The organism is Sphingobacterium sp. (genome assembly GCF_032065005.1).
Classification (GTDB): Bacteria; Bacteroidota; Bacteroidia; order Sphingobacteriales; family Sphingobacteriaceae; genus Sphingobacterium.
Genome location: NZ_DAMBMM010000004.1, coordinates 282,165 through 301,358, shown reverse-complemented (window position 1 = coordinate 301,358; position 19,194 = coordinate 282,165). Strand labels below are relative to the sequence as shown.

General features: G+C 39.4%; 12 protein-coding genes and 1 tRNA gene. 7 read left to right on the top strand and 6 right to left on the bottom strand.

Annotated features, from left to right (window positions below):
• Positions 1-8: 8 nt before the first annotated feature.
• From RT138_RS08670 to RT138_RS08660, 3 genes are all read right to left on the bottom strand, one after another.
• On the bottom strand, positions 9-1,442 hold the full coding sequence (locus RT138_RS08670; protein ID WP_313190350.1) for an NAD-dependent succinate-semialdehyde dehydrogenase: 1,434 nt from the start codon (positions 1,440-1,442) through the stop codon (positions 9-11).
• A gap of 105 nt (positions 1,443-1,547) precedes the next feature.
• Positions 1,548-2,759, bottom strand: a complete 1,212-nt coding sequence (locus RT138_RS08665; RefSeq protein ID WP_185210858.1) for a bifunctional 3,4-dihydroxy-2-butanone-4-phosphate synthase/GTP cyclohydrolase II — start codon at positions 2,757-2,759, stop codon at positions 1,548-1,550.
• 96 nt (positions 2,760-2,855) lie between these two features.
• On the bottom strand, positions 2,856-3,854 hold the full coding sequence (locus RT138_RS08660) for an AraC family transcriptional regulator (protein ID WP_313190349.1): 999 nt from the start codon (positions 3,852-3,854) through the stop codon (positions 2,856-2,858).
• 259 nt (positions 3,855-4,113) lie between these two features.
• On the opposite strand from RT138_RS08660, the gene RT138_RS08655 reads away from it, so the two are divergent.
• Positions 4,114-6,528 carry an outer membrane beta-barrel family protein gene (locus tag RT138_RS08655; RefSeq protein WP_313190348.1) on the top strand — a complete coding sequence of 805 codons (2,415 nt, stop codon included), beginning with the start codon at positions 4,114-4,116 and terminating at the stop codon, positions 6,526-6,528.
• A gap of 363 nt (positions 6,529-6,891) precedes the next feature.
• The gene (locus RT138_RS08650) at positions 6,892-8,190 is read left to right on the top strand and encodes a serine hydrolase (protein ID WP_313190347.1); all 1,299 of its coding nucleotides are present in this window, start codon (positions 6,892-6,894) and stop codon (positions 8,188-8,190) included.
• Positions 8,191-8,201: 11 nt separating this feature from the next.
• Here the strand turns inward: RT138_RS08650 and RT138_RS08645 are convergent, their stop codons facing one another.
• Complete coding sequence (locus RT138_RS08645; protein ID WP_313190346.1) at positions 8,202-8,585, bottom strand: diacylglycerol kinase family protein; 384 nt, start codon at positions 8,583-8,585, stop codon at positions 8,202-8,204.
• Positions 8,586-8,827: 242 nt separating this feature from the next.
• Between RT138_RS08645 and RT138_RS08640 the strand changes: the two genes are divergently transcribed.
• Together RT138_RS08640 and RT138_RS08635 are read left to right on the top strand one after the other, a co-directional pair.
• A complete protein-coding gene (locus tag RT138_RS08640) occupies positions 8,828-10,996 on the top strand; it encodes a TonB-dependent receptor plug domain-containing protein (RefSeq protein WP_313190345.1) in 2,169 nt (722 codons plus the stop codon).
• Positions 10,997-11,004: 8 nt separating this feature from the next.
• Positions 11,005-12,036: an ABC transporter substrate-binding protein gene (locus RT138_RS08635; RefSeq protein ID WP_313190344.1), complete on the top strand. Its 1,032-nt coding sequence runs from the start codon at positions 11,005-11,007 to the stop codon at positions 12,034-12,036.
• A gap of 348 nt (positions 12,037-12,384) precedes the next feature.
• Here the strand turns inward: RT138_RS08635 and RT138_RS08630 are convergent.
• Positions 12,385-12,458: transfer RNA gene (locus RT138_RS08630), tRNA-Met, on the bottom strand.
• A gap of 326 nt (positions 12,459-12,784) precedes the next feature.
• Here RT138_RS08630 and RT138_RS08625 point away from each other — a divergent pair.
• From RT138_RS08625 to RT138_RS08615, 3 genes are all read left to right on the top strand, one after another.
• Complete coding sequence (locus tag RT138_RS08625) at positions 12,785-13,162, top strand: START-like domain-containing protein (protein WP_093098723.1); 378 nt, start codon at positions 12,785-12,787, stop codon at positions 13,160-13,162.
• Positions 13,163-13,369: 207 nt separating this feature from the next.
• The gene (locus tag RT138_RS08620) at positions 13,370-14,833 is read left to right on the top strand and encodes an LptF/LptG family permease (RefSeq protein WP_313190343.1); all 1,464 of its coding nucleotides are present in this window, start codon (positions 13,370-13,372) and stop codon (positions 14,831-14,833) included.
• 469 nt (positions 14,834-15,302) lie between these two features.
• A complete protein-coding gene (locus RT138_RS08615) occupies positions 15,303-18,467 on the top strand; it encodes a carboxypeptidase regulatory-like domain-containing protein (RefSeq protein ID WP_313190342.1) in 3,165 nt (1,054 codons plus the stop codon).
• Positions 18,468-18,539: 72 nt separating this feature from the next.
• Here RT138_RS08615 and RT138_RS08610 read toward each other — a convergent pair whose 3' ends face one another.
• Complete coding sequence (locus tag RT138_RS08610; protein WP_313190341.1) at positions 18,540-19,064, bottom strand: hypothetical protein; 525 nt, start codon at positions 19,062-19,064, stop codon at positions 18,540-18,542.
• Positions 19,065-19,194 lie beyond the last annotated feature (130 nt).

Sequence of the window (19,194 nt, the reverse complement as noted above, 5' to 3'; positions counted from 1 at the left end):
TTTGGAGGTTAATTGCCTCCAAAACAGATATATTTTACCTCGATGTATTCATCGAGACCATATTTTGAGCCCTCTCTACCTAAACCGGATTGCTTAACGCCTCCAAAAGGTGCTGAAGCATTCGAAATCAATCCTGTATTTACGCCTACCATGCCTGCTTCCAATTGCTCGGCAACGCGGAAACATTGATGTACATCTTGGCTAAAGAAATAGGATGCTAGGCCAAAAGGGGTGTCGTTGGCCAATTTGATGGCCTCTTCTTCAGTCTTGAATTTGAATAAAGCACATATAGGGCCGAAGGTTTCTTCCGTTGCGATGATGCTATGGGCGGGCATATTGGAAAGGACCGTTGGTTCAAAGAATAAGCCTTTCATTGCTTTTCCACCAGTCTCAATTTTTGCTCCTTTGTCAATGGCATCTTGCACATGTTCTTCGACTTTTTTAAGGCCTTCTTCATTGATTAATGGACCGACCTGAGATGTTTTCTTTAATCCATCCCCAACTTCCAATGCTTTTACGGCTTTGCTCAGTTTTTTGCTGAACTCATCGTATACATCCTCCTGAACATAAAATCTATTGATGGATACACAGGTTTGTCCTGTATTCCTAAACTTACCTGCCACAGCGCCTTCAACAGCTTTGTCGATATCTGCATTGTTGAATACCAGAAATGGGGCATTTCCACCAAGCTCAAGGGAGATCCTTTTGATCGTTGAAGCTGCCTGTTCCATAAGGGTTCGACCAACCGAGGTAGATCCTGTAAATGAAATCTTCCTGATTTTCTCATTAGTGGCTAATTCTTTTCCTATTCCTTTGCTGTCTTTGGAGGTAATGACATTCAATACCCCTTTCGGAACTCCGGCTTCATCGGCTAATTTTGCCAATGCGATAGCGGAGAATGGAGTTTGGGAGGCGGGTTTCAATACGACGGTACAACCGGCTGCCAAGGCAGGGCCAACCTTACGTGTGATCATTGCCAAAGGGAAATTCCAAGGGGTGATCGCTGCAACGACACCAACACCCTGTTTGATGGTCTGCATCCTAGCATTGCCAGCAAGTGAGGGGATGGTTTCTCCATAAGCACGTTTTCCTTCTTCCGCAAACCAATCAATAAATGAATTGGCATAATCGACCTCGGTTAGGGATTCTTTAATTGGTTTGCCACTCTCTAGGGTCATGATCTCTGCGAGTTCCTGTTTATGTTCATTGATCAGGTTGTATAGGTTCCTTAAGATTTTAGATCTTTCGCCGACAGGTGTATTCTTCCAAGGGTCCCAAGCTTTGTAGGCTGTGTCAATAAATTTCTGACAATCTTTTACCGTTAAGTTTGGTAATGATCCTACGGGCTTTAAAGTAGAGGGATTGATGACTTCAAATGTGTCTTTGGAACTGATGAAAGATCCATTCAAATATGCTTTTTCTATTAATAGGGAATTCTTCATAGTCAATTTTTTATTCGAACAAATGGGAATGGTAAATGTTTAAGCCAAGAATAAAGACCTTGGATAAAAACAAAATGGAGGTTTTTAGGCCTCCATTGTTATTTTTTAAAGATTACTTAGGGTGTGACCCATTTTGTCTCTTTTTGTTTTCAAATATGCTTCGTTGTATTTGTTGGGAATGATTTCGATTGGCACATTATCAACCACTTCAAGACCATAACCGATCAATCCGGCACGTTTAGTTGGATTGTTGGACATTAGGCGCATTTTAGTAACACCCATGTATCTCAAGATCTGAGCACCAACACCATAATCACGTAAATCTGGTTTGAAGCCTAATTCTAGGTTCGCATCAACAGTGTCAACACCAGTTTCCTGAAGTTTATAGGCATGTAATTTATTGACAAGGCCGATTCCTCTACCTTCTTGGTTCATATAAACGATAATGCCTTTTCCTTCTTTCTGGATCATCTCCATAGCTTTATGAAGCTGCGGGCCACAATCACAACGGCATGAGCCGAAGATATCACCGGTCACGCATGAGCTGTGCACACGTACCAAGATAGGTTCATCTTCTTTCCATTCTCCTTTATATAGGGCCAAATGCTGCTCACCAGTATTCTTTTGGGTAAATGCTTTCATTTTGAAATCACCCCATTCTGTTGGCATTTCTACACTTACTTCCTCTTGGATCAACGTATCATGCTTCAAGCGATATTCAATCAGGTCTTCAATAGAGATAATCTTAAGATCGAATTTCTCCGCAACCTTAATTAAATCTGGAAGGCGAGCCATTTCACCATCATCCTTCAATATCTCGACAAGCACACCTGCTGGTTCAAAACCTGCAAGGCGAGCTAAATCTACTGAAGCTTCCGTATGACCGGTCCTGCGCAAGACACCTCCATCTTTAGCGATCAATGGGAAAATGTGACCAGGACGGCCTAATTCCTCCGGCTTTATATTGGGATCAATTAATGCTTTGATTGTTTTTGAACGGTCAGAAGCTGAAATACCAGTGGTACAGCCATAACCCTGAAGGTCTACAGATACAGTGAAGTTGGTTTCATATACAGCTGTATTGTTGTTGACCATTAAACCTAAGTTTAATTCCTTACAACGTTCTTCGGTCAATGGAGCACATACCAAGCCCCTACCATGGGTAGCCATAAAATTAATGACCTCTGGAGTGGCATTTCTAGCTGCGGTTACAAAGTCTCCTTCATTCTCACGGTCTTCATCGTCTACAACAATGATAACCTTTCCAGCTTTAATGTCTTCGATTGCTTCTTCAATCGTATTTAATTGAATTTTCATTTGTTTTAAATATTAATGCAAAGGTAGGGGTATTTAGCCATTATTTTATAAGTAAGTTGTCATAAAAACGCTATTGGGTAAGCAAACCAACTGAATCTAATCGACCTCAATGGCCATATGTTTGTTTCTGTAGTCGCTTGGCCGAATCTGATAATGGTCAAAGTACACTTTAGAGAAGTGATGTGCATATTTAAAACCAGTTAGATACGCGATTTCCTTGATCTCTAATTCAGGGTTTCTCAGGAGCTCCTGTGCTTTTTTCATCTTTTGCCTCCGGATGTAAACAAAAACAGTGTCGCCGAAGAGTTCTTTAAAGCAGTTTTTAAGTTTAAATTCATTTATTCCAAATTGCCTACATAACGTCTTGATACGAAGGTCCTGATGATAGTTTTGGTCCAAAAACTCTTTCAATGACATCATGTTATCAATATCAGATTGATTCCATTTGACTTGGTTGATCTGGTTGTTTGCTCCAGCAAAGACCGTTATCATCAATTCTATGGCCTTGATTCGAATGAATTGTTTTGCGAAGTCGGATTGGTATTGGTGATGGAGCAGTTCCTGGATCAGCTGATGCTGTTGGGCAGTTATTAAGGTCGCTTCTCTACAAAAAGTGTAGTTTTTCAAAAGGAAATGCGCTTTTAACTGTTGCTCTGAATAGCCTTGGGTCCCTAACAATTGGAATAGAAATTCCTGATCCATATAGATGTCCAATACTTTTCGAGAGCTATTGTAGGTAATATTTCCTTGTGGATTGGGAATATTTATGAATTGATAGTGGTTGCTTGGAATTATGATGCAATAATGGTTTTTACTTTCGAAATGGCAGTTCCCTTCAATTTCGAATTGGACTTTTATCAGATGTGAATCATGCTGGACCTTTAATTTAAATGGCTTAAAAAGATTCCATTCTTGATATTTGATGGAAATGGACTCATCATTAAACTCTAACAACCTTCCTTCCATGTATTCATTGGACAGGTACCTGCTCGAAAAACCATTGCCTATCTGTAAGTTTTCAGCATTTGTCAATTGATCATTCAGTTTCTCCCTCGTATAGAATTCCTTTAATGTAATTGACGGTATTTTATCCATTATTTGTTGTTGAATATCCCTTTTTTGTTATCAAAAGGTATTCAAAAGTAATACTTTTGCAGCATTATTTATAATTATTCTAAATAAATTTCTTGGACAGTTTGGGGAACTGTCGTCTTCATCGTGGGAATCAATACGGATTCCAGTTGTCTGCTTCCATGCCAGGATGATAAGAAGGAGAATATGAAGGATACCTTCGGACAAGACGCAGACTACTTATGAAAACAACAAATAAAACAGTGAATTTTAATTATTTATTATGCTATTACAAATCAAACTATGCACCATCCTATTGTTGTTTTCCCTAACAGTTCAAGCTCAGTCCGTTATTAAAGGATTGGTGCACAATGAAAATAATGAACCTCTAGGTCAAGTGACCGTATTGCTTAAATCGACTTCCAACAACACTCAACGAGCGGTTTCAACAGACCAGAAAGGTTATTTTACTTTCGAACTGCAATATGGAAACTATGATCTACAGATATCATATCTGGGTTATTCTAATTATATTAAAAAAGATCTGCACATAGCTTCCAAGCAAGTTGATTTGGGAAGCATAAACCTCTTTCCTTCCTCTCAATCCTTGGAAGAAATAGAAATTAAGGGTGAAAGAAAGTTAATTGAAAGACTCTCTGACCGAATGGTAATCAATATTGAAAACAGTATCCTTGCCGACGGGATGACAGCTCTAGAAATCCTTCAACGAGCTCCGGCTGTTAAGGTGGATGACGATGGTAATATCAGTATGCGGGGAAAGTCTGATGTCGCCGTATTGATCAATGGTAAATTGTCCTATTTATCGCCTCGGGATCTTGCAACCCTGCTAAAAGGGACTTCCTCATCATCCATTAAAAGTGTCGAATTGATAACGAATCCATCCGCTAAATACGATGCCCAGGGGATGGGGGGTATGATCAATATAGTTATGAAGAATGATAAAAAGGCAGGGTTCAATCTATCGGTCAATAGTTACGGGGGTGCTGGAAGGAAAGAAAGATATGGGGCCGGTTTCAATCTGAATAGTCAAAAGAACAAATGGAACTTTATCTTAGGTTTTGACAAAGGCTTTAGAGGAGAAGAAGAATATCGAACCTTTAGCCGTTTCTTTGAAAAGAATCCGACAGAATCCCTAAGCAGAAAGTCGATACAATATTCCCATACCAACGAACCCCTGCAGACCAATAATGCAAAGGCAGGTATAGATTTTCAGGCAACTGAAAAACTCAGTTTGGGAATAGGCTGGTCAGGAAGCTTTGGAACCTATAAGAACTTTAATCAAGGGTACAATAATATCCTTTTCAGTAATGAAGAACTAATTTCCAATTCATTAACCGATAACAGCAATATCAGCAAATGGAATACCCATACCTTAATGGCCAATTTGCAGCAAAAAATAGGCTCGAATGAGAATCTACTCTCGGCAGACTTTGAATACCTACATGCCGATTATAAAGCGGATCAACAATTGGCCTCTGATTTTCAAAAGACCATCCATCAGCCCGCCTTTCTTTCAAAAAGAAAAAACCAAACCCCCTCGATAACCAAATTATATGTAGGCAAGCTTGACTATTTACAACATATCAATGAGCATCAGCGATTGGAATTAGGTTGGAAAAGCAGTTTTATGAATGCCGATAATAATGCGATAAATGATACCTTAAAGGCCGGTAACTGGGTCAATGATGTTAGCACCAGCAATCATTTCCTTTACGAGGAGCATATACATGCTGGATATGCCAATTACCATTTAGAATCAAACGACTGGAATTTCACAGCTGGGCTAAGGGTTGAAAACACCTATTCCTTAGGAAATCAACTGACCAGCAAACTCCAAAATGAACGAAATTATGCCAACTGGTTTCCAAGTACCTCCATCAGTAAAAAAATAGGAGAAAAACATAATGTACAGTTTTCATATAGTAAAAGAGTCAATAGACCTGACTATGAAGACTTGAATCCCTTTCGATATTATATTGATGCATTTGTTTTCTACGAAGGAAATCCTCTTTTGCAACCTGAATTAGCCAATGTATTTGAATTGAATTATAGCTTTGGAAAGAACTTGCATGCTTCCTTCTATTATACCGATGTGAAGGATGTGATGACTAGTGTCTTGACACAAATCCCTGCTCAAAACGTGACTATTCGGTCCATTGCCAATATTGAAGGTTTCCGGAACAAGGGTGTGAATATTAACCATTCCTATGGTCCCCTGAAGTTTTGGACAACCATTAATAACGCCAATATTTTTGAAAACCACTATTTCGGTGAGTTTAACAAGGAAGAAATTGATAACCGTGAATGGTCCTATACGATCCAATCCAATAATATCTTTAAACTGCCAAAAAAATGGTCCTTTGAGATAAATGGACAATACAATTCTCCACAAACAGATGGGGTATTACGTCAAAAAGGATTTGGTTTTATGTCTGCAGGGATAATGAAAAATATTTGGAGCGATAAGGTCGCCTTAAAATTGGCAGTCAATGATATCTTTAAATCCATGACCTATCAAACCGAATCTTATGCCGGCGGAGTAAGGATGAACCAGAATTTTAATCTTGATAGTAGGACTTTCATCTTTTCAGCAACCATAAAACTTGGAAAGGACCTCAATGGCAGCCAGAGGAAAAAGGAAAGTGATGAACAGAATCGGGTAAGGGGAGGAAGTTAACAATACCCATTATGAAAAATCCACCTTCCCCAAGGTGGATTTAAACCAAATTAAAAACTATATTGACTAACTAACTCTTTATTAAGGATGATCTGTTAAATGTGAGGAAATAGATTAAGCCATTTTAAATAGGTTTAGGTTAATTATTCCCCACATATCAAATCTTTTTACAAATTCTTACATGTTTTTGAATAATCGAAAATAATATAATTAACCTTAAAGAACTTTGCCTTAATTAACAAATATCTACACTATATTAACAGGTAGTTGACGAGATTCGATATTCTATCGCGTACTATTGATTCATTCCAAACAATTTTTTGGCTCCAGCTATTAATTCAGATACACTACCTTTGAAATACTATGAAAAAACTATTAATCTGTTTAATCAATTTATCAATCTGTACTACCTTGAGCGCACAAAACAATTTAACGGCAGAACAATCAAATCCCAAAGAAATGGGATGGATGAAAGGTTTCCCACCTGCTAAAGACAGCACCTTGTCCCTGTTTGATGGCAGTTTTTTTCAATTTCCAGGCTTACGCTACAGTGTCTGCCATATGCGTGAATTTATGCCGACCAAAGTGGTTCAGGCAAATCAAAATGATAGATACAGCTTTGAAAGCAATATAGACAGTGAACTGGATAAGGTGACCTTTGTTCCTTTGGGAGAAAAATCTCCCGTTACCTTTGAAGAGTCATTGGATAAGACCTATGCCGATGGCATTATCATTCTGCATAAAGGGAAAATTGTTTATGAAAAATATTTTGCAGAGCTTGATCAGGAGGGCACCCATGCCGTAATGTCTGTTAGCAAAACTTTTACAGGAACCTTAGGGGCCAGCTTGGTTGCTGAGGGCATATTGGATGAAAATAAATTAGTCCAGGATTATGTCCCAGAACTCAAGAACTCGGCCTTCGGAGATGCTACTGTCAGACAGGTCTTGGATATGACCACCTCCTTAGATTATTCGGAAGATTATGCTGATCCGAATGCAGACATTTGGGTGTTTTCGGCAGCAGGAAATCCAGTTCCAGTTCCCAAAGATTATCAGGGACCGACCAATTATTATGAGTTTCTGGAGACAGTAAAAAAAGCAGGGAAGCATGGCGAAGCTTTTGGTTATAAAACCATTAACACCGATGCAATGGGCTGGGTAATCAGTAGAGCAACTGGTAAAAGCATCCCTGAATTGCTTTCAGAAAAGATTTGGAGACCAATCGGAGCGCATCACGATGGTTATTATCAAATTGACCGTTCTGGAATTGCGTTTGCAGGCGGTGGCTTTAATGCCAACCTCAGGGATTTGGCCATGTTTGGGGAGATGATCCGAAACAATGGTCAGTTCAATGGTAAACAGGTATTAAAGAAGGATGTCATTGATGATATCCGTAAGGGCGGGAAGCAGTCGGATTTTGCCAAAGCTGGCTACAGTAATTTAAAGGATTGGAGCTACCGCAATATGTGGTGGATATCCAACAATAAGCATGGTGCATTTTGTGCAAGGGGCGTACATGGACAGACGATTTACATAGATCCAACGGCCGAAATGGTCTTGGTTAGGTTGGCTTCCCATCCGGTGGCAAGCAACACCGCAAATGACCCGTACTCTTTGCCCGCTTATGATGCCGTAGCAAACTACCTGCTTAACAAGAAATAACCAGAAGGTGCTTAGATAAGACTGAGGATTTTAGGTATAAATATAATCAAAGCAACTACAACAGCTGTAACGGCGCTGATTAAGACAGCACCAGACGCTAAATCTTTGATGATCTTTATATGAGGATGAATATCTGTGGTCAAATGGTCACAGATATTCTCTATTGAAGTATTCAAGGTCTCCGTAGTAAAAACAAAACCAATGCAAATCACAATTGCAACCCACTCCATACTGCTTATTTCCAGTAACCAACCAGCAATCACGACCATGATTGCAGCAATGACATGGATCCTAGCGTTATGTTCAAGCTTCAAAAGATGAGCTAATCCAGCAAGGGAATATTCGAAACTCTTGATTCTTTTTTTAAGGCTGAATGGCTCTTTTTCTTTGGACATTTCTTTTTATGATAATTATTGCCGAACTGGATTTCCCCAAAGGTATCAATTCCTGTTTATTAGAAAAAGTTAGGGACAATTAATGAGAATTTGATAGAATAAAATATTTTGTCATAAAATATTAAGATTTCACCCAAAAATCGAGATTTTTTAATTTCTAATTTCATTCTAATATCACGCTTATACCCCTCTAATAGCATTTTATTTCCTTTGAGCATGAGAAAAAATCAAACTCATTTTCTATGCTAACTAACAAAAATCTCTTTTTAGGAATATGTTTTATTGTGCCATTTGTTTTAAAGGCTCAAAATCAAGACCAGACAGCTCCCGATACCTTAAAGGTTTATCAGGTAGAGGAGGTAGAAGTCACTTCAAAATATTACAAACGCTATAATATCAAAGAGATGTCGGAGGGATTAAGGCTTCGTACTTCTTTGTTGAACACATCCCAAAATATTCAGATCCTGGATGGTGAGGTTTTCCGTGATCAAGCTGTAACCAACTTGAACGAAAGCCTGACCAGAAATGTCAGTGGTACCATGCGTGAAGAACTGCATAATGGTATTTCTCCTGATATCTATTCCAGAGCTGGCTATATTTCAGCACAAAGAAATGGAGTGGATCTTAGACCTTTGGGAAAAGGCCCAATTGGAGATGATGTTGCGGTAATCGATCGGGTGGAATTCCTGAAGGGTCCAGCCGGTTTTATGCATGCCATGAGCGATCCAGCTGGATCCTACAACGTGGTCACTAAAAAACCAACAGGCGAGACCCGGAGAAGTATCGATGTGCTGATGGGTAGTTTTAACCAAATGCGGGCAGCAATTGACTTAGATGGGAAGTTTGATGGAGCAGAAAAGCTTCAATACCGCTTGAACTTAATGGGAATGAAAGCCAATGGCTTTATGGAACATGATCGAAACAACAGGATTCTTTTTGCGCCATCCCTCAAGTACCAGATCAACGAAAAATCCTCCATAACGGCAGAATATATCTTTCAGCAGTTGAACTATTTGCTGTTGAGTGAGGCTCAGATGTCTCCTTACGGATATGGCACATTGCCTGTAGATTTTACCATAACAGACCCAAGCGTTCGTCCCTTTTCAGGCAGTGACCACAATATGTTCCTGACCTATCAGAATTCCTTTAAAAACAATTGGGAATTCACCGCAAAAGCCAGTTATATCAAGATGGGCTATGATGGATCTATTTTTTGGGTAAATGGCGCGAATAAGCAAAATCCAGATATCCTAGACCGTAATCTGGTTTATGATTCCAATAAGTACAATGTCTTCTCTACCCAATTCTATTTGAACGGGAACTTCAATACCGGAAGCCTAAAACACAATTTCATTACAGGAGTCGATATCAATAATAAATCTTCCAACAGCCGGGATACCTGGGGAACTGCCACAGCGGTATATCCACTTTCCATTTCCAATCCGGTCTATTCAACAACCATCATGAATAATGGCATAGGTGGTGACTTTGCCTCTGAGAATGATTTCTATTCTGAGGGAAATATTGTGGAAAGACGACTGTTCTATGCATCGGTGTATGCCATGGATGAGTTGAGCATGCTAAACGATAAATTGAGGATTACCCTAGGATTGCGATTGACAGCATCAAAAGGTAATTCTACAGACTATGGAGCAAAAACAGAAACTGACGACCTGGTGTTGACCCCAAGACTAGGGATAAACTATGCCCTGACAAAAGATGCTTCCCTATATTTCTTGCATGACCGCACCTACTTACCACAATCGGGTATTTCGGTAGATGGAAATGCATTGAAACCAATCCGAGGTATCAATTATGAACTAGGTTTCAAACGCGATTGGTCGGAAGGAAGATGGAACACAACATTGGCCGTATACCACATCGAACGTAATCAACTTGTTTCTGTCGATCCTACTTCCAACTTGATCTATCAAACAGGGGTGAGCCAATCCAGAGGTTTCGAATTTGATATGAAAGGGCAGCTTGCCAAAGGCTTGAATGCCATCGTCAATTATGCCTATACGGATTCAGAAATCACGGAAGATGAATATAATCCAGAGCTTATTGGAAGGTCAACCCCTAATTTGGTGAAGCATATCCAGAATACTTGGCTGAACTATTATTTACCTATCCCAAAGCTTAGCGGATTTTCTCTATCTGCTGGCTACCAGTTACTCATGGGAAGGACAGAAAGATTTCCAAATGCCACGTCGCAACCCCTGGAAGATAATTTCCGATTGGATGTAGGTGCAGGCTGGAATAACGAAAAATATAAAATAAACCTGATCGTAAATAATGTATTGAACCGGAAGATGTATTCTACAGCTTGGAGAAATGGGGCAAATGATATGTACTATTGGGTTCAGATGGCGCCAATCCATGCAAGACTTTCCCTACGTGTTAACTTATAATCAACAACATGAAAAATTCAATTAAGATCATAACAAGCCTATTAGGTATAATGCTGATATTCCTGACGGTATCTTGTAATTCTCCACAAAACAAGGAAAAGGAAGAGGGTCAATCAGCTATCATGGTAGAAGATGCCTTGGGAGCCAAAATCAATCTTGACAAACCTGTGAAGCGAATCGTGTGTCTGGATGAACCAGGGTTGGATGCATTATTTGTTTTGGGTGCTGAAAAATCCCTGGTAGGTATTTTTAATGATGTCTACATGAGCCAAGAACTCTATCCATATTACTCAAAGATGAGTGTGGACATTGCAGAAAGAAAAATACCAGCTCCGGGCCTGAACAACCAAGGAAATATCGAGAATATCATTGAGCTTTCACCAGATTTGGTCATTGCCGCATCTACTCAAAACGATTTGATCGAAACCCTTCGTAATGCGGGGATTCAAGTCTATGCCTTGAATGCAATCTCTGAGGGAGAGGTCTATAAAACCGTTGAAGATATTGGTATGTTGACAGGTAAAGAGGATAGGGCCAAAGAGATTGTATCCTTTACGAAATCGGAAGTGAAAAGGATGCAGCAGGAAGCAGTAGGGGTCAATGAAAAAAGAAGGGTTTATTTTACAGGTGCGTATGGAAGGATTTTTTCAACCACAGGAACCAATGGCATGATGCATTCCTGCCTGACTATGGCAGCTGTGGAAAATGTCTGTCCTTATGAAGTCGGATTCCCAACCATTAATCCTGAAACCCTGATAGAGTGGAACCCCGATATGATCGTCATGTGGAATGATAGCCCAAATCTTTTTTATGACCGAAAGGAGTTTGCTGGCATCACGGCAATTAAAAACAAACAGATCTTTAACCTCGATCCGATGTTCTTCTATAATCCACATACCCTAAAAGCACTTTGTACAGCATCTCTGATCAATGAGTGGGCCTACCAAGGTGATAGTGCGCAGACCACGCAAAGGATTACTGAGGTCTTACAGAAGCTATATGGAAACGAAAAGTCAGAAAGATTGGTGGAATTGCTTTAGAGACTGGGAAAAACAACATATAGGCCATTCTGGCCTATATTCTACATATAGAAAAAAGCTCGATGTAAATCGAGCTTTCTATTTTTACAAGATCTTGTTTTCCAAGTTTGCAAAACCTTTTAAAATTTATATCCTTGATATTCTTAAAGATTGATGAAAAGATGAATATTGAGGTTAAAATTTGAGTTCGAAGGCTCGCATTGCTCCGAGATGCTTCGGATGAATCTCAATACAAAAACCTTAACTTAATGAAATTGCCCCCTCCCGGCACGGCTGCAGAAAGTCTAAATACTAAATACTTTCTACTAAATACTAAAAAAGCCCATCGTAAGATGAGCTTTTTTCCAGTAGCGGGGAGCAGGATCGAACTGCCGACCTCAGGGTTATGAATCCTGCGCTCTAACCATCTGAGCTACCCCGCCGTTTTTCGGTATGCAAAGATAGCAATAAGGAATAATTATCAAAGAAAATTTTATACAATTTTAGACTTCAAATCCTCAATTTTCAGCAGAATCGCTACAATCAATTTATATTCAAAAAGATAGCCTCAAGGGAAATTAACCTAAATTTCCGCAGCCATCTTGATCTGGAGCAATTCTGTACTGTTAATAATGCTGTTTTTGTGAATAAAAGATTTTTGCAGTTTTTTTTGAATAACGGATTTATTCATTATACTTACAAAAAGTAGCATGTAAAACATGCACATCGAGTACTAACAAAAATATTAAGATCTACTTATACATATCAAATGGCAGAAAAGATTAAATTAAACTTAGAATATGTATTAAATTCTTCACCTAGAATCCTCTTTCCTTACCTTCAGGAGCCAAATGAGCTTGCTCAATGGTTTGCAGATGATGTGAATTATCACGATGGTATTTATGAATTTATTTGGGACAATGAATCCCACCGCGCTAAGTTGATTGCAACTAAAGAAAACAAAAGCGTAAAGTTCAAATGGTTGGATGATGAACCTTATTTCTTCGAAATTGAAATCATCCAAGATGAATTGACCAATGATGTAGCATTGAGTGTTACAGATTATGTAAAAGAAGATAATTTGGACGATAGAAAACTAATTTGGAATAACTCTATCGGTTACCTGCAAAGGGTGATCGGAGCATAAAAAATACTTAATAAACGCAGGCCTCTAAATATTCTTTGGGGGCCTCTTTTTATCCTGACCATACTTGTCTTTTGAAAAGGATAGCACACAACTGTTTTACGACCACATTAACTTTTTTCTAACATTTTTGAGTTCACAAAAAGTGTATCTTTGCAGCAAGACCATCTCTTTCCAAAGAGTTTTGTCAAATGGTCCTATTGAAATTACATGAAAAAAGTAAACTTACTCATATTACAAGCATTTATTAAGCCCTTTTTGGTGACTTTCTTTATTGTCATGTTTGTACTGTTGATGCTGTTTTTGTTCAAGTACATCGATGACCTTATCGGAAAGGGTTTTCAATGGTATGTAATTTTAGAGCTTTTGGCTTACCAATGTGCCGTACAGCTTTCCATGGCACTCCCACTTTCCATGCTTCTTTCGTCCATCATGACCTTTGGTAACTTAGGGGAGAGTTATGAACTCGTGGCCATTAAGGCTGCCGGTGTTTCCCTTCGTAAAGCCATGACCCCCTTATTCGTTGTGGTAGGACTTTTCAGTGCAGGATCTTTTTTCTTCTCGGATTATATCCTTCCGGTGGTAAACCTGAAAATGGGTTCCCTGTTATATGATGTCCGTAAGAAAAAAGCGGATTTCTTTATCAAACCTGGGGTTTTTAACAATACCATTCCCGGATATAGTATCCGCGCAAAGGGTAAAAGTGAAGATGGAACCACCTTGAAAGATCTGATGATCTATGAGCACCCTTCTGGAGGAACAGCGAGCAATGTTACATTTGCCAAAGAAGGCTTTATCCAAAATTCAGCCGATAATAATTACATGGTCCTCGAATTAAAGGACGGTGTGCGATATGAGGATGCACGGGTTGAAAACGCCAAACGTTATGACCCTAGGCAACAATTTACACGTTTCAGGTTCAAAGAAACCACTACTAAGTTTGATATGGGTAGTTTTCAGATGAATAGGACTGACCAAGATCTGTTCAAATCCCACCATCAAATGTTGAATCTTAAGCAATTGCGGCTCTATTCTGATTCCAATCGAGTCTATATCGATAGCTTGGAGTTGGTCAATGCTGGCGAAGCCAAACGCTATGTCAATTATTACTCCCCATATTTTAGGGAAAACAGTCCTGGAAGGACTACAGCGAAGGTTTCTTTGCCGGATCTGGATAAGAACGGGCAATTGAGGATGGCTATTAACAATGGTCTGAGCCAAGCCCGGCAGATCAAGGATATGGCTGTCAATCGAGACGCTGAATTTACCCCTTATGCTGAAAAGGATATCCGCTACGATATTGAATGGCACAGGAAATTCACCTTGGCCGTTTCTTGTCTCTTACTCTTTGGAATTGGAGCACCTTTAGGTGCGATTATTCGAAAAGGGGGGCTGGGACTTCCCGTCGTTATGGCCATTATATTTTTCCTGATCTACCATGTTATTGCGACCTTAGCAGAGAAAGCTGCGAAAGATGCAAGTCTGACCCCAATGTGGGGGATGTGGATGGCCATAATAGTATTGACACCATTAGCCATCTTTTTGACCTATAAATCGACCTCAGACTCAGCCTTGTTTGACGCTGATCAGTATAAGATGAAAGTCCAAGCTATTTGGAATAAGATCTTAGGCTTTTTCCAAAAAAAGAAAGAAACAAAAAGTACTACTTCTTAATAATAATTACGAGTAAATCAGAAGGAGTTGTCTACCCAGACAACTCCTTTTTCTTTTTAAGTCCAAGCGGGGGTAATCGATACGATCCTACAGTATTGGGGACTTTCCAGCGAGCAATTGAAAAGATGTTCTTGGTCCAACCTCCCATCAAGAGCTCTACCGAAGTGCACAATGGTTCATTCACCGTTACAATCAATCAACCCCGCTACATGAATAATCATCCCCCAAGAAAACATTCTAAAATCAGCAGGTTAAGTATTTATTAACTATCTAAAGCGCTATAAATTAAAGGATTTTGAAACCATCTTTTCCAATTAAGGATACTAAATGAATGAAAAATAAGGAGAATTAAATATTTCTTAATCAAGCCTTAATCATTTGAAAACATCCTCCCAATATTTTCGTGACCAATTTAATTGTCCAGTTAACGTGTATGAAGTTAACAATCAAACTAAACGAAAAAATTATTATGCTTAAAAACATCTTTGGGCCTTGGCTCTTTTTACTCCTCATCTTTTCAGTTCCTTACCATGCTTTCTCGCAAAGTACCGAAGCAACCATCGTAGGAAAGATCACCGATGGTACTGAACCTTTAAGTGGCACTACAATCACTATTCGGAACGAATCCACCGGTTTTACCCAAAAAACGGTAACCAATCAAAACGGTAACTATACCTTTCAACAATTGCCATTGGGTGCTCCTTACACCGTAACAGCAAACCATCTTGGTTTTCAGGAACAGAAACAAACTGATTTCCGATTGAATTATGGCGATGAATTAAATGTAAACTTTCAGCTGACCAATGAATCCAATACCATCGATGAGATTGTGGTTCAGGGCCAAAGTCTACAAAATAAGATCAGAGCTTTAGGAGCTTCTACGGCAATCACTGCAAATGAACTTAAAAAGATGCCGGTAAATGGCCGTAACTTCTCTTCATTGATTGACCTTTCTCCAATGAGTACCGGAACCAACTTGGCCGGCCAACGTGCATCCTCAACCAATTTTACCGTAGATGGGATGAACTCCAGAAGTACCGTTGCAGGTGGTAACAGTGGTGGAGCATACTCCATTTCCATGGAAGCCATCCGTGAGTTTAAGGTGGTAACCAATGATTATGATGTAACTTATGGAAGAAGCGGGGGAGGTAGTGTAACTACGGTTACCAAATCAGGTACCAATACCTTGACCGGTAGTGCATTTACATTTGCAAGAACGGGTTGGTTATCCAGTAAGTATAACCTGAACGGAACACCAAGAACCCAAGAGTTCTCAACTTATCAATATGGATTTTCATTAGGTGGACCAATCATTAAAGATAAAGCACATTTCTTTGTGGCTTGGGATCATCAAACGGATTCAAGACCTCTATATATAGCAGATATCCAGAATGCAGCGGATATCGGCCGTTATAAAGTAACCCAAGAAACCTTGGATGCCTTCAGACAGATCGCTCAAAACCAATATGGTGCCGATGCAAGCAGATTATTCGGTGCCTTCGATAAAAAGAAGAAAACGGATGCTGCCTTCGCAAGGATTGACTGGCAGATCAATGATAAAAACCTGTTGACGATCCGTAATAACTTTGTTTATGACCAAGACAATAACCAAGAAGGGGATAATTCAGGTATCAACGCTTACGAATCGTACATGAATCGTAAGTACATTAACAATAGCTTAATGGCTTCCTTGAGAACGTCAATCAGTCCTCGATTGACCAATGATTTCAAGGTTCAACATTTCTACGAAAGCTCTGATGTCTTCCATAATGTCAATGGCATAGGTCAAGATCAAAGTATCCCGCGTGCTATTGTTGAAAATGTGCAATCTAAAGATGGCGAGAAAGAATACTTCAACAGCATTCAGATCGGAGGACAACGTTTTTCTCCTGAATGGTTCCATGGAAACATGATCCAAGCTGTAAATAATCTTTATTTCAATACGGAAAAGATCAAATACACCTTTGGTGCCGATATCATGTACACCAATATGGACTTCCGCTACGGAAGTGAAATGAATGGTAGGTTCTATTTCACCGGAATGGATAACTTTAAAAACCTTACTCCTTACCGTTATGCACGTGATGTATATATTACAGATGAGGAAACCACCAAGGTCAATAATTTAGCTGTAGGTATCTATGGACAGATGGAAGCCAAGATCGCAAGAGGTTTAGATGTGGTTGCAGGCCTTCGTTTGGATAATACCCAATATCTACGAAAAGCTAACTTCAATCAGGTGGTTTATGATGAATTAGGAATTTCGACGGACAATGGAATCAATACTTTCCAAATCCAACCAAGGGTGCAGTTTACTTGGGATGTCAATGAAGAAAGAAAGAATATCATCCGTTTTGGTGGAGGTGTATTCGGTTCGGCCTTAAATCCTTATTCCATGCTGAACAATATGTTGTTTGATGGAACACGCATTGCCGGAGTTGATATCACAGACCCGAGATTGATGCCAAGGCCTAATTTTGAAGACTACAGAAAAGATCCAAATTCGGCTCCTGGAAAAGATCTATTAAATCAACCGGGCGTAGAAAAATTGGTAACCATCAACACCAACAGTAAGGATGTTAAAGTACCAACGATCTATAAGGCCAATATCTCCCTGAACCACTTTTTCACTCCTTCATTAAGGGTGGGTGTGTCTGCTTTTGGTACCTGGGGGAGAAACAATTACATGTATGTGGACCGCAATATGGTTGATGAGCCGATGTTCCGCCTAAAAAATGAAGGTGACAGGGGTGTATATGTTCCAGCTAGCAGCATTAACCCTAAGAACGGAGCAGCAAACTGGGTTAACAGCAGAAAAACAACGGAAGTGGGCCGTGTGCTGGAAATGAACAGCGAAGGTAAAAACAATACCTATACCGTAGTTGTAGATGGTACTTATCGTTATTTTAAGGATGGCCAAGTGACCATGTCATATACTTGGAATGATTCAAAAGATAATACCTCCTACAATGGTAATGTGGCCAATTCAGCGACCCTATCCTTAATGGTAAAAGATGATCCACGTGATTTAAGTACCATGACTTATTCCGATAACCAATACCGTCATAAAGTGGTGTTTTATGGAACATTGCCGTCCATGTGGGGTGTTTCCATGGGATTGCGCTATAGTGGTATCGCAGGAACGAGATATTCCATGGCGGTGCAAGGAAATGTCAACGGGGATTTCGTGAATTCGAATGATCTAGCCTATGTTTTCGATCCGAATAGCAATAACACTCCTGATAATATCCGTGCCGGAATCAATGCTATCTTAAACAACCCGGATGCTGAACAAAGTATCAAAGATTATATCCAAAACAATGTAGGTAAAATAGCAGAGCGAAATGGCGGTATCAATGGTTTCTACGGTGTATTCGATCTTCATTTGGCCAAAGAATTCAAATTCTACAAAACACATGGAATTGAAGCATCCATCGATATATTCAACGTTGCTAACCTTCTGAACAAAGAATGGGGAGTTGGGAACAACCTTGGAAAACAAAACCTGTATAGTATCAAAAGTTTTGATGCTACAAAACAAGAGTATGTTTACAACATGTCTTCCAATGTAGGGGTATCTAACTTGAACGGAAGCCCGTATCAAATCCAATTAGGTTTGCGATATGCATTCTAATTGAAAGCATTATACAACAACAAAAAGGAGCTAGCGACTGATCGCTAGCTCCTTTTGCTATTCAGATACCGATTATTTTATCGGTTTATAAGTCATTACAGGATTGTATCCGTGCATGACCGAATCATTGATCAATTTTAATGTCAGCTCATCCTCGGATAGATTGATGATTTTATAGGTATTATAAATGATCAACGAATCACTGGAAAGATTTAATCTATTGAACAGCTTTTCATTGACGCGATATGAAAAGACCAAGGTTGAATCTTGTCCATTGAAAGTATAATCACCCCAATATTCCGAGATCCTGCTAGCTGTCCTTTCATGATCCATCTTACCCCTGAACAGGGTTGACTCCTTGACCGAGTCCTGAACGCTATGGCTGTATTGCGTAGCGGTAAAGCTTAATGTGGTTACTCGGTTATAATGTTCTGGCTTACTGTTGTCCGTAAAAACCTCATCGATCAGGATGTCATTTTTCCAAATGTACTTTTCCAATAGGGTCTTGTCGAACTCACCTTCAAGAGGGGACATATCTTCCTCTTTACATCCTACAAGGATGGCAATAATAATAAAGAGTAGAAATCTTCCTTTCATGTTAATATCCCAAATTTGGTTATTGTTACTGGTAAGCTGGTTAATGAATATTTGATTAAATCAAATTTAAGCTAAAGTGTTTTACAATCAAACACTTATGTCTTATTTTTTGTTTGACTTATTAGGTGTT

What these genes read in the sequence shown, in the direction of transcription:
- RT138_RS08615 (WP_313190342.1), top strand. Translation starts at nt 15,303, where the DNA reads ATGCTTAAAAACATCTTTGGGCCTTGGCTCTTTTTACTCCTCATCTTT.
- RT138_RS08610 (WP_313190341.1), bottom strand. Translation starts at nt 19,064, where the DNA reads ATGAAAGGAAGATTTCTACTCTTTATTATTATTGCCATCCTTGTAGGA.
- RT138_RS08620 (WP_313190343.1), top strand. Translation starts at nt 13,370, where the DNA reads ATGAAAAAAGTAAACTTACTCATATTACAAGCATTTATTAAGCCCTTT.
- RT138_RS08635 (WP_313190344.1), top strand. Translation starts at nt 11,005, where the DNA reads ATGAAAAATTCAATTAAGATCATAACAAGCCTATTAGGTATAATGCTG.
- RT138_RS08640 (WP_313190345.1), top strand. Translation starts at nt 8,828, where the DNA reads ATGCTAACTAACAAAAATCTCTTTTTAGGAATATGTTTTATTGTGCCA.
- RT138_RS08670 (WP_313190350.1), bottom strand. Translation starts at nt 1,442, where the DNA reads ATGAAGAATTCCCTATTAATAGAAAAAGCATATTTGAATGGATCTTTC.
- RT138_RS08625 (WP_093098723.1), top strand. Translation starts at nt 12,785, where the DNA reads ATGGCAGAAAAGATTAAATTAAACTTAGAATATGTATTAAATTCTTCA.
- RT138_RS08655 (WP_313190348.1), top strand. Translation starts at nt 4,114, where the DNA reads ATGCTATTACAAATCAAACTATGCACCATCCTATTGTTGTTTTCCCTA.
- RT138_RS08660 (WP_313190349.1), bottom strand. Translation starts at nt 3,854, where the DNA reads ATGGATAAAATACCGTCAATTACATTAAAGGAATTCTATACGAGGGAG.
- RT138_RS08650 (WP_313190347.1), top strand. Translation starts at nt 6,892, where the DNA reads ATGAAAAAACTATTAATCTGTTTAATCAATTTATCAATCTGTACTACC.
- RT138_RS08645 (WP_313190346.1), bottom strand. Translation starts at nt 8,585, where the DNA reads ATGTCCAAAGAAAAAGAGCCATTCAGCCTTAAAAAAAGAATCAAGAGT.
- RT138_RS08665 (WP_185210858.1), bottom strand. Translation starts at nt 2,759, where the DNA reads ATGAAAATTCAATTAAATACGATTGAAGAAGCAATCGAAGACATTAAA.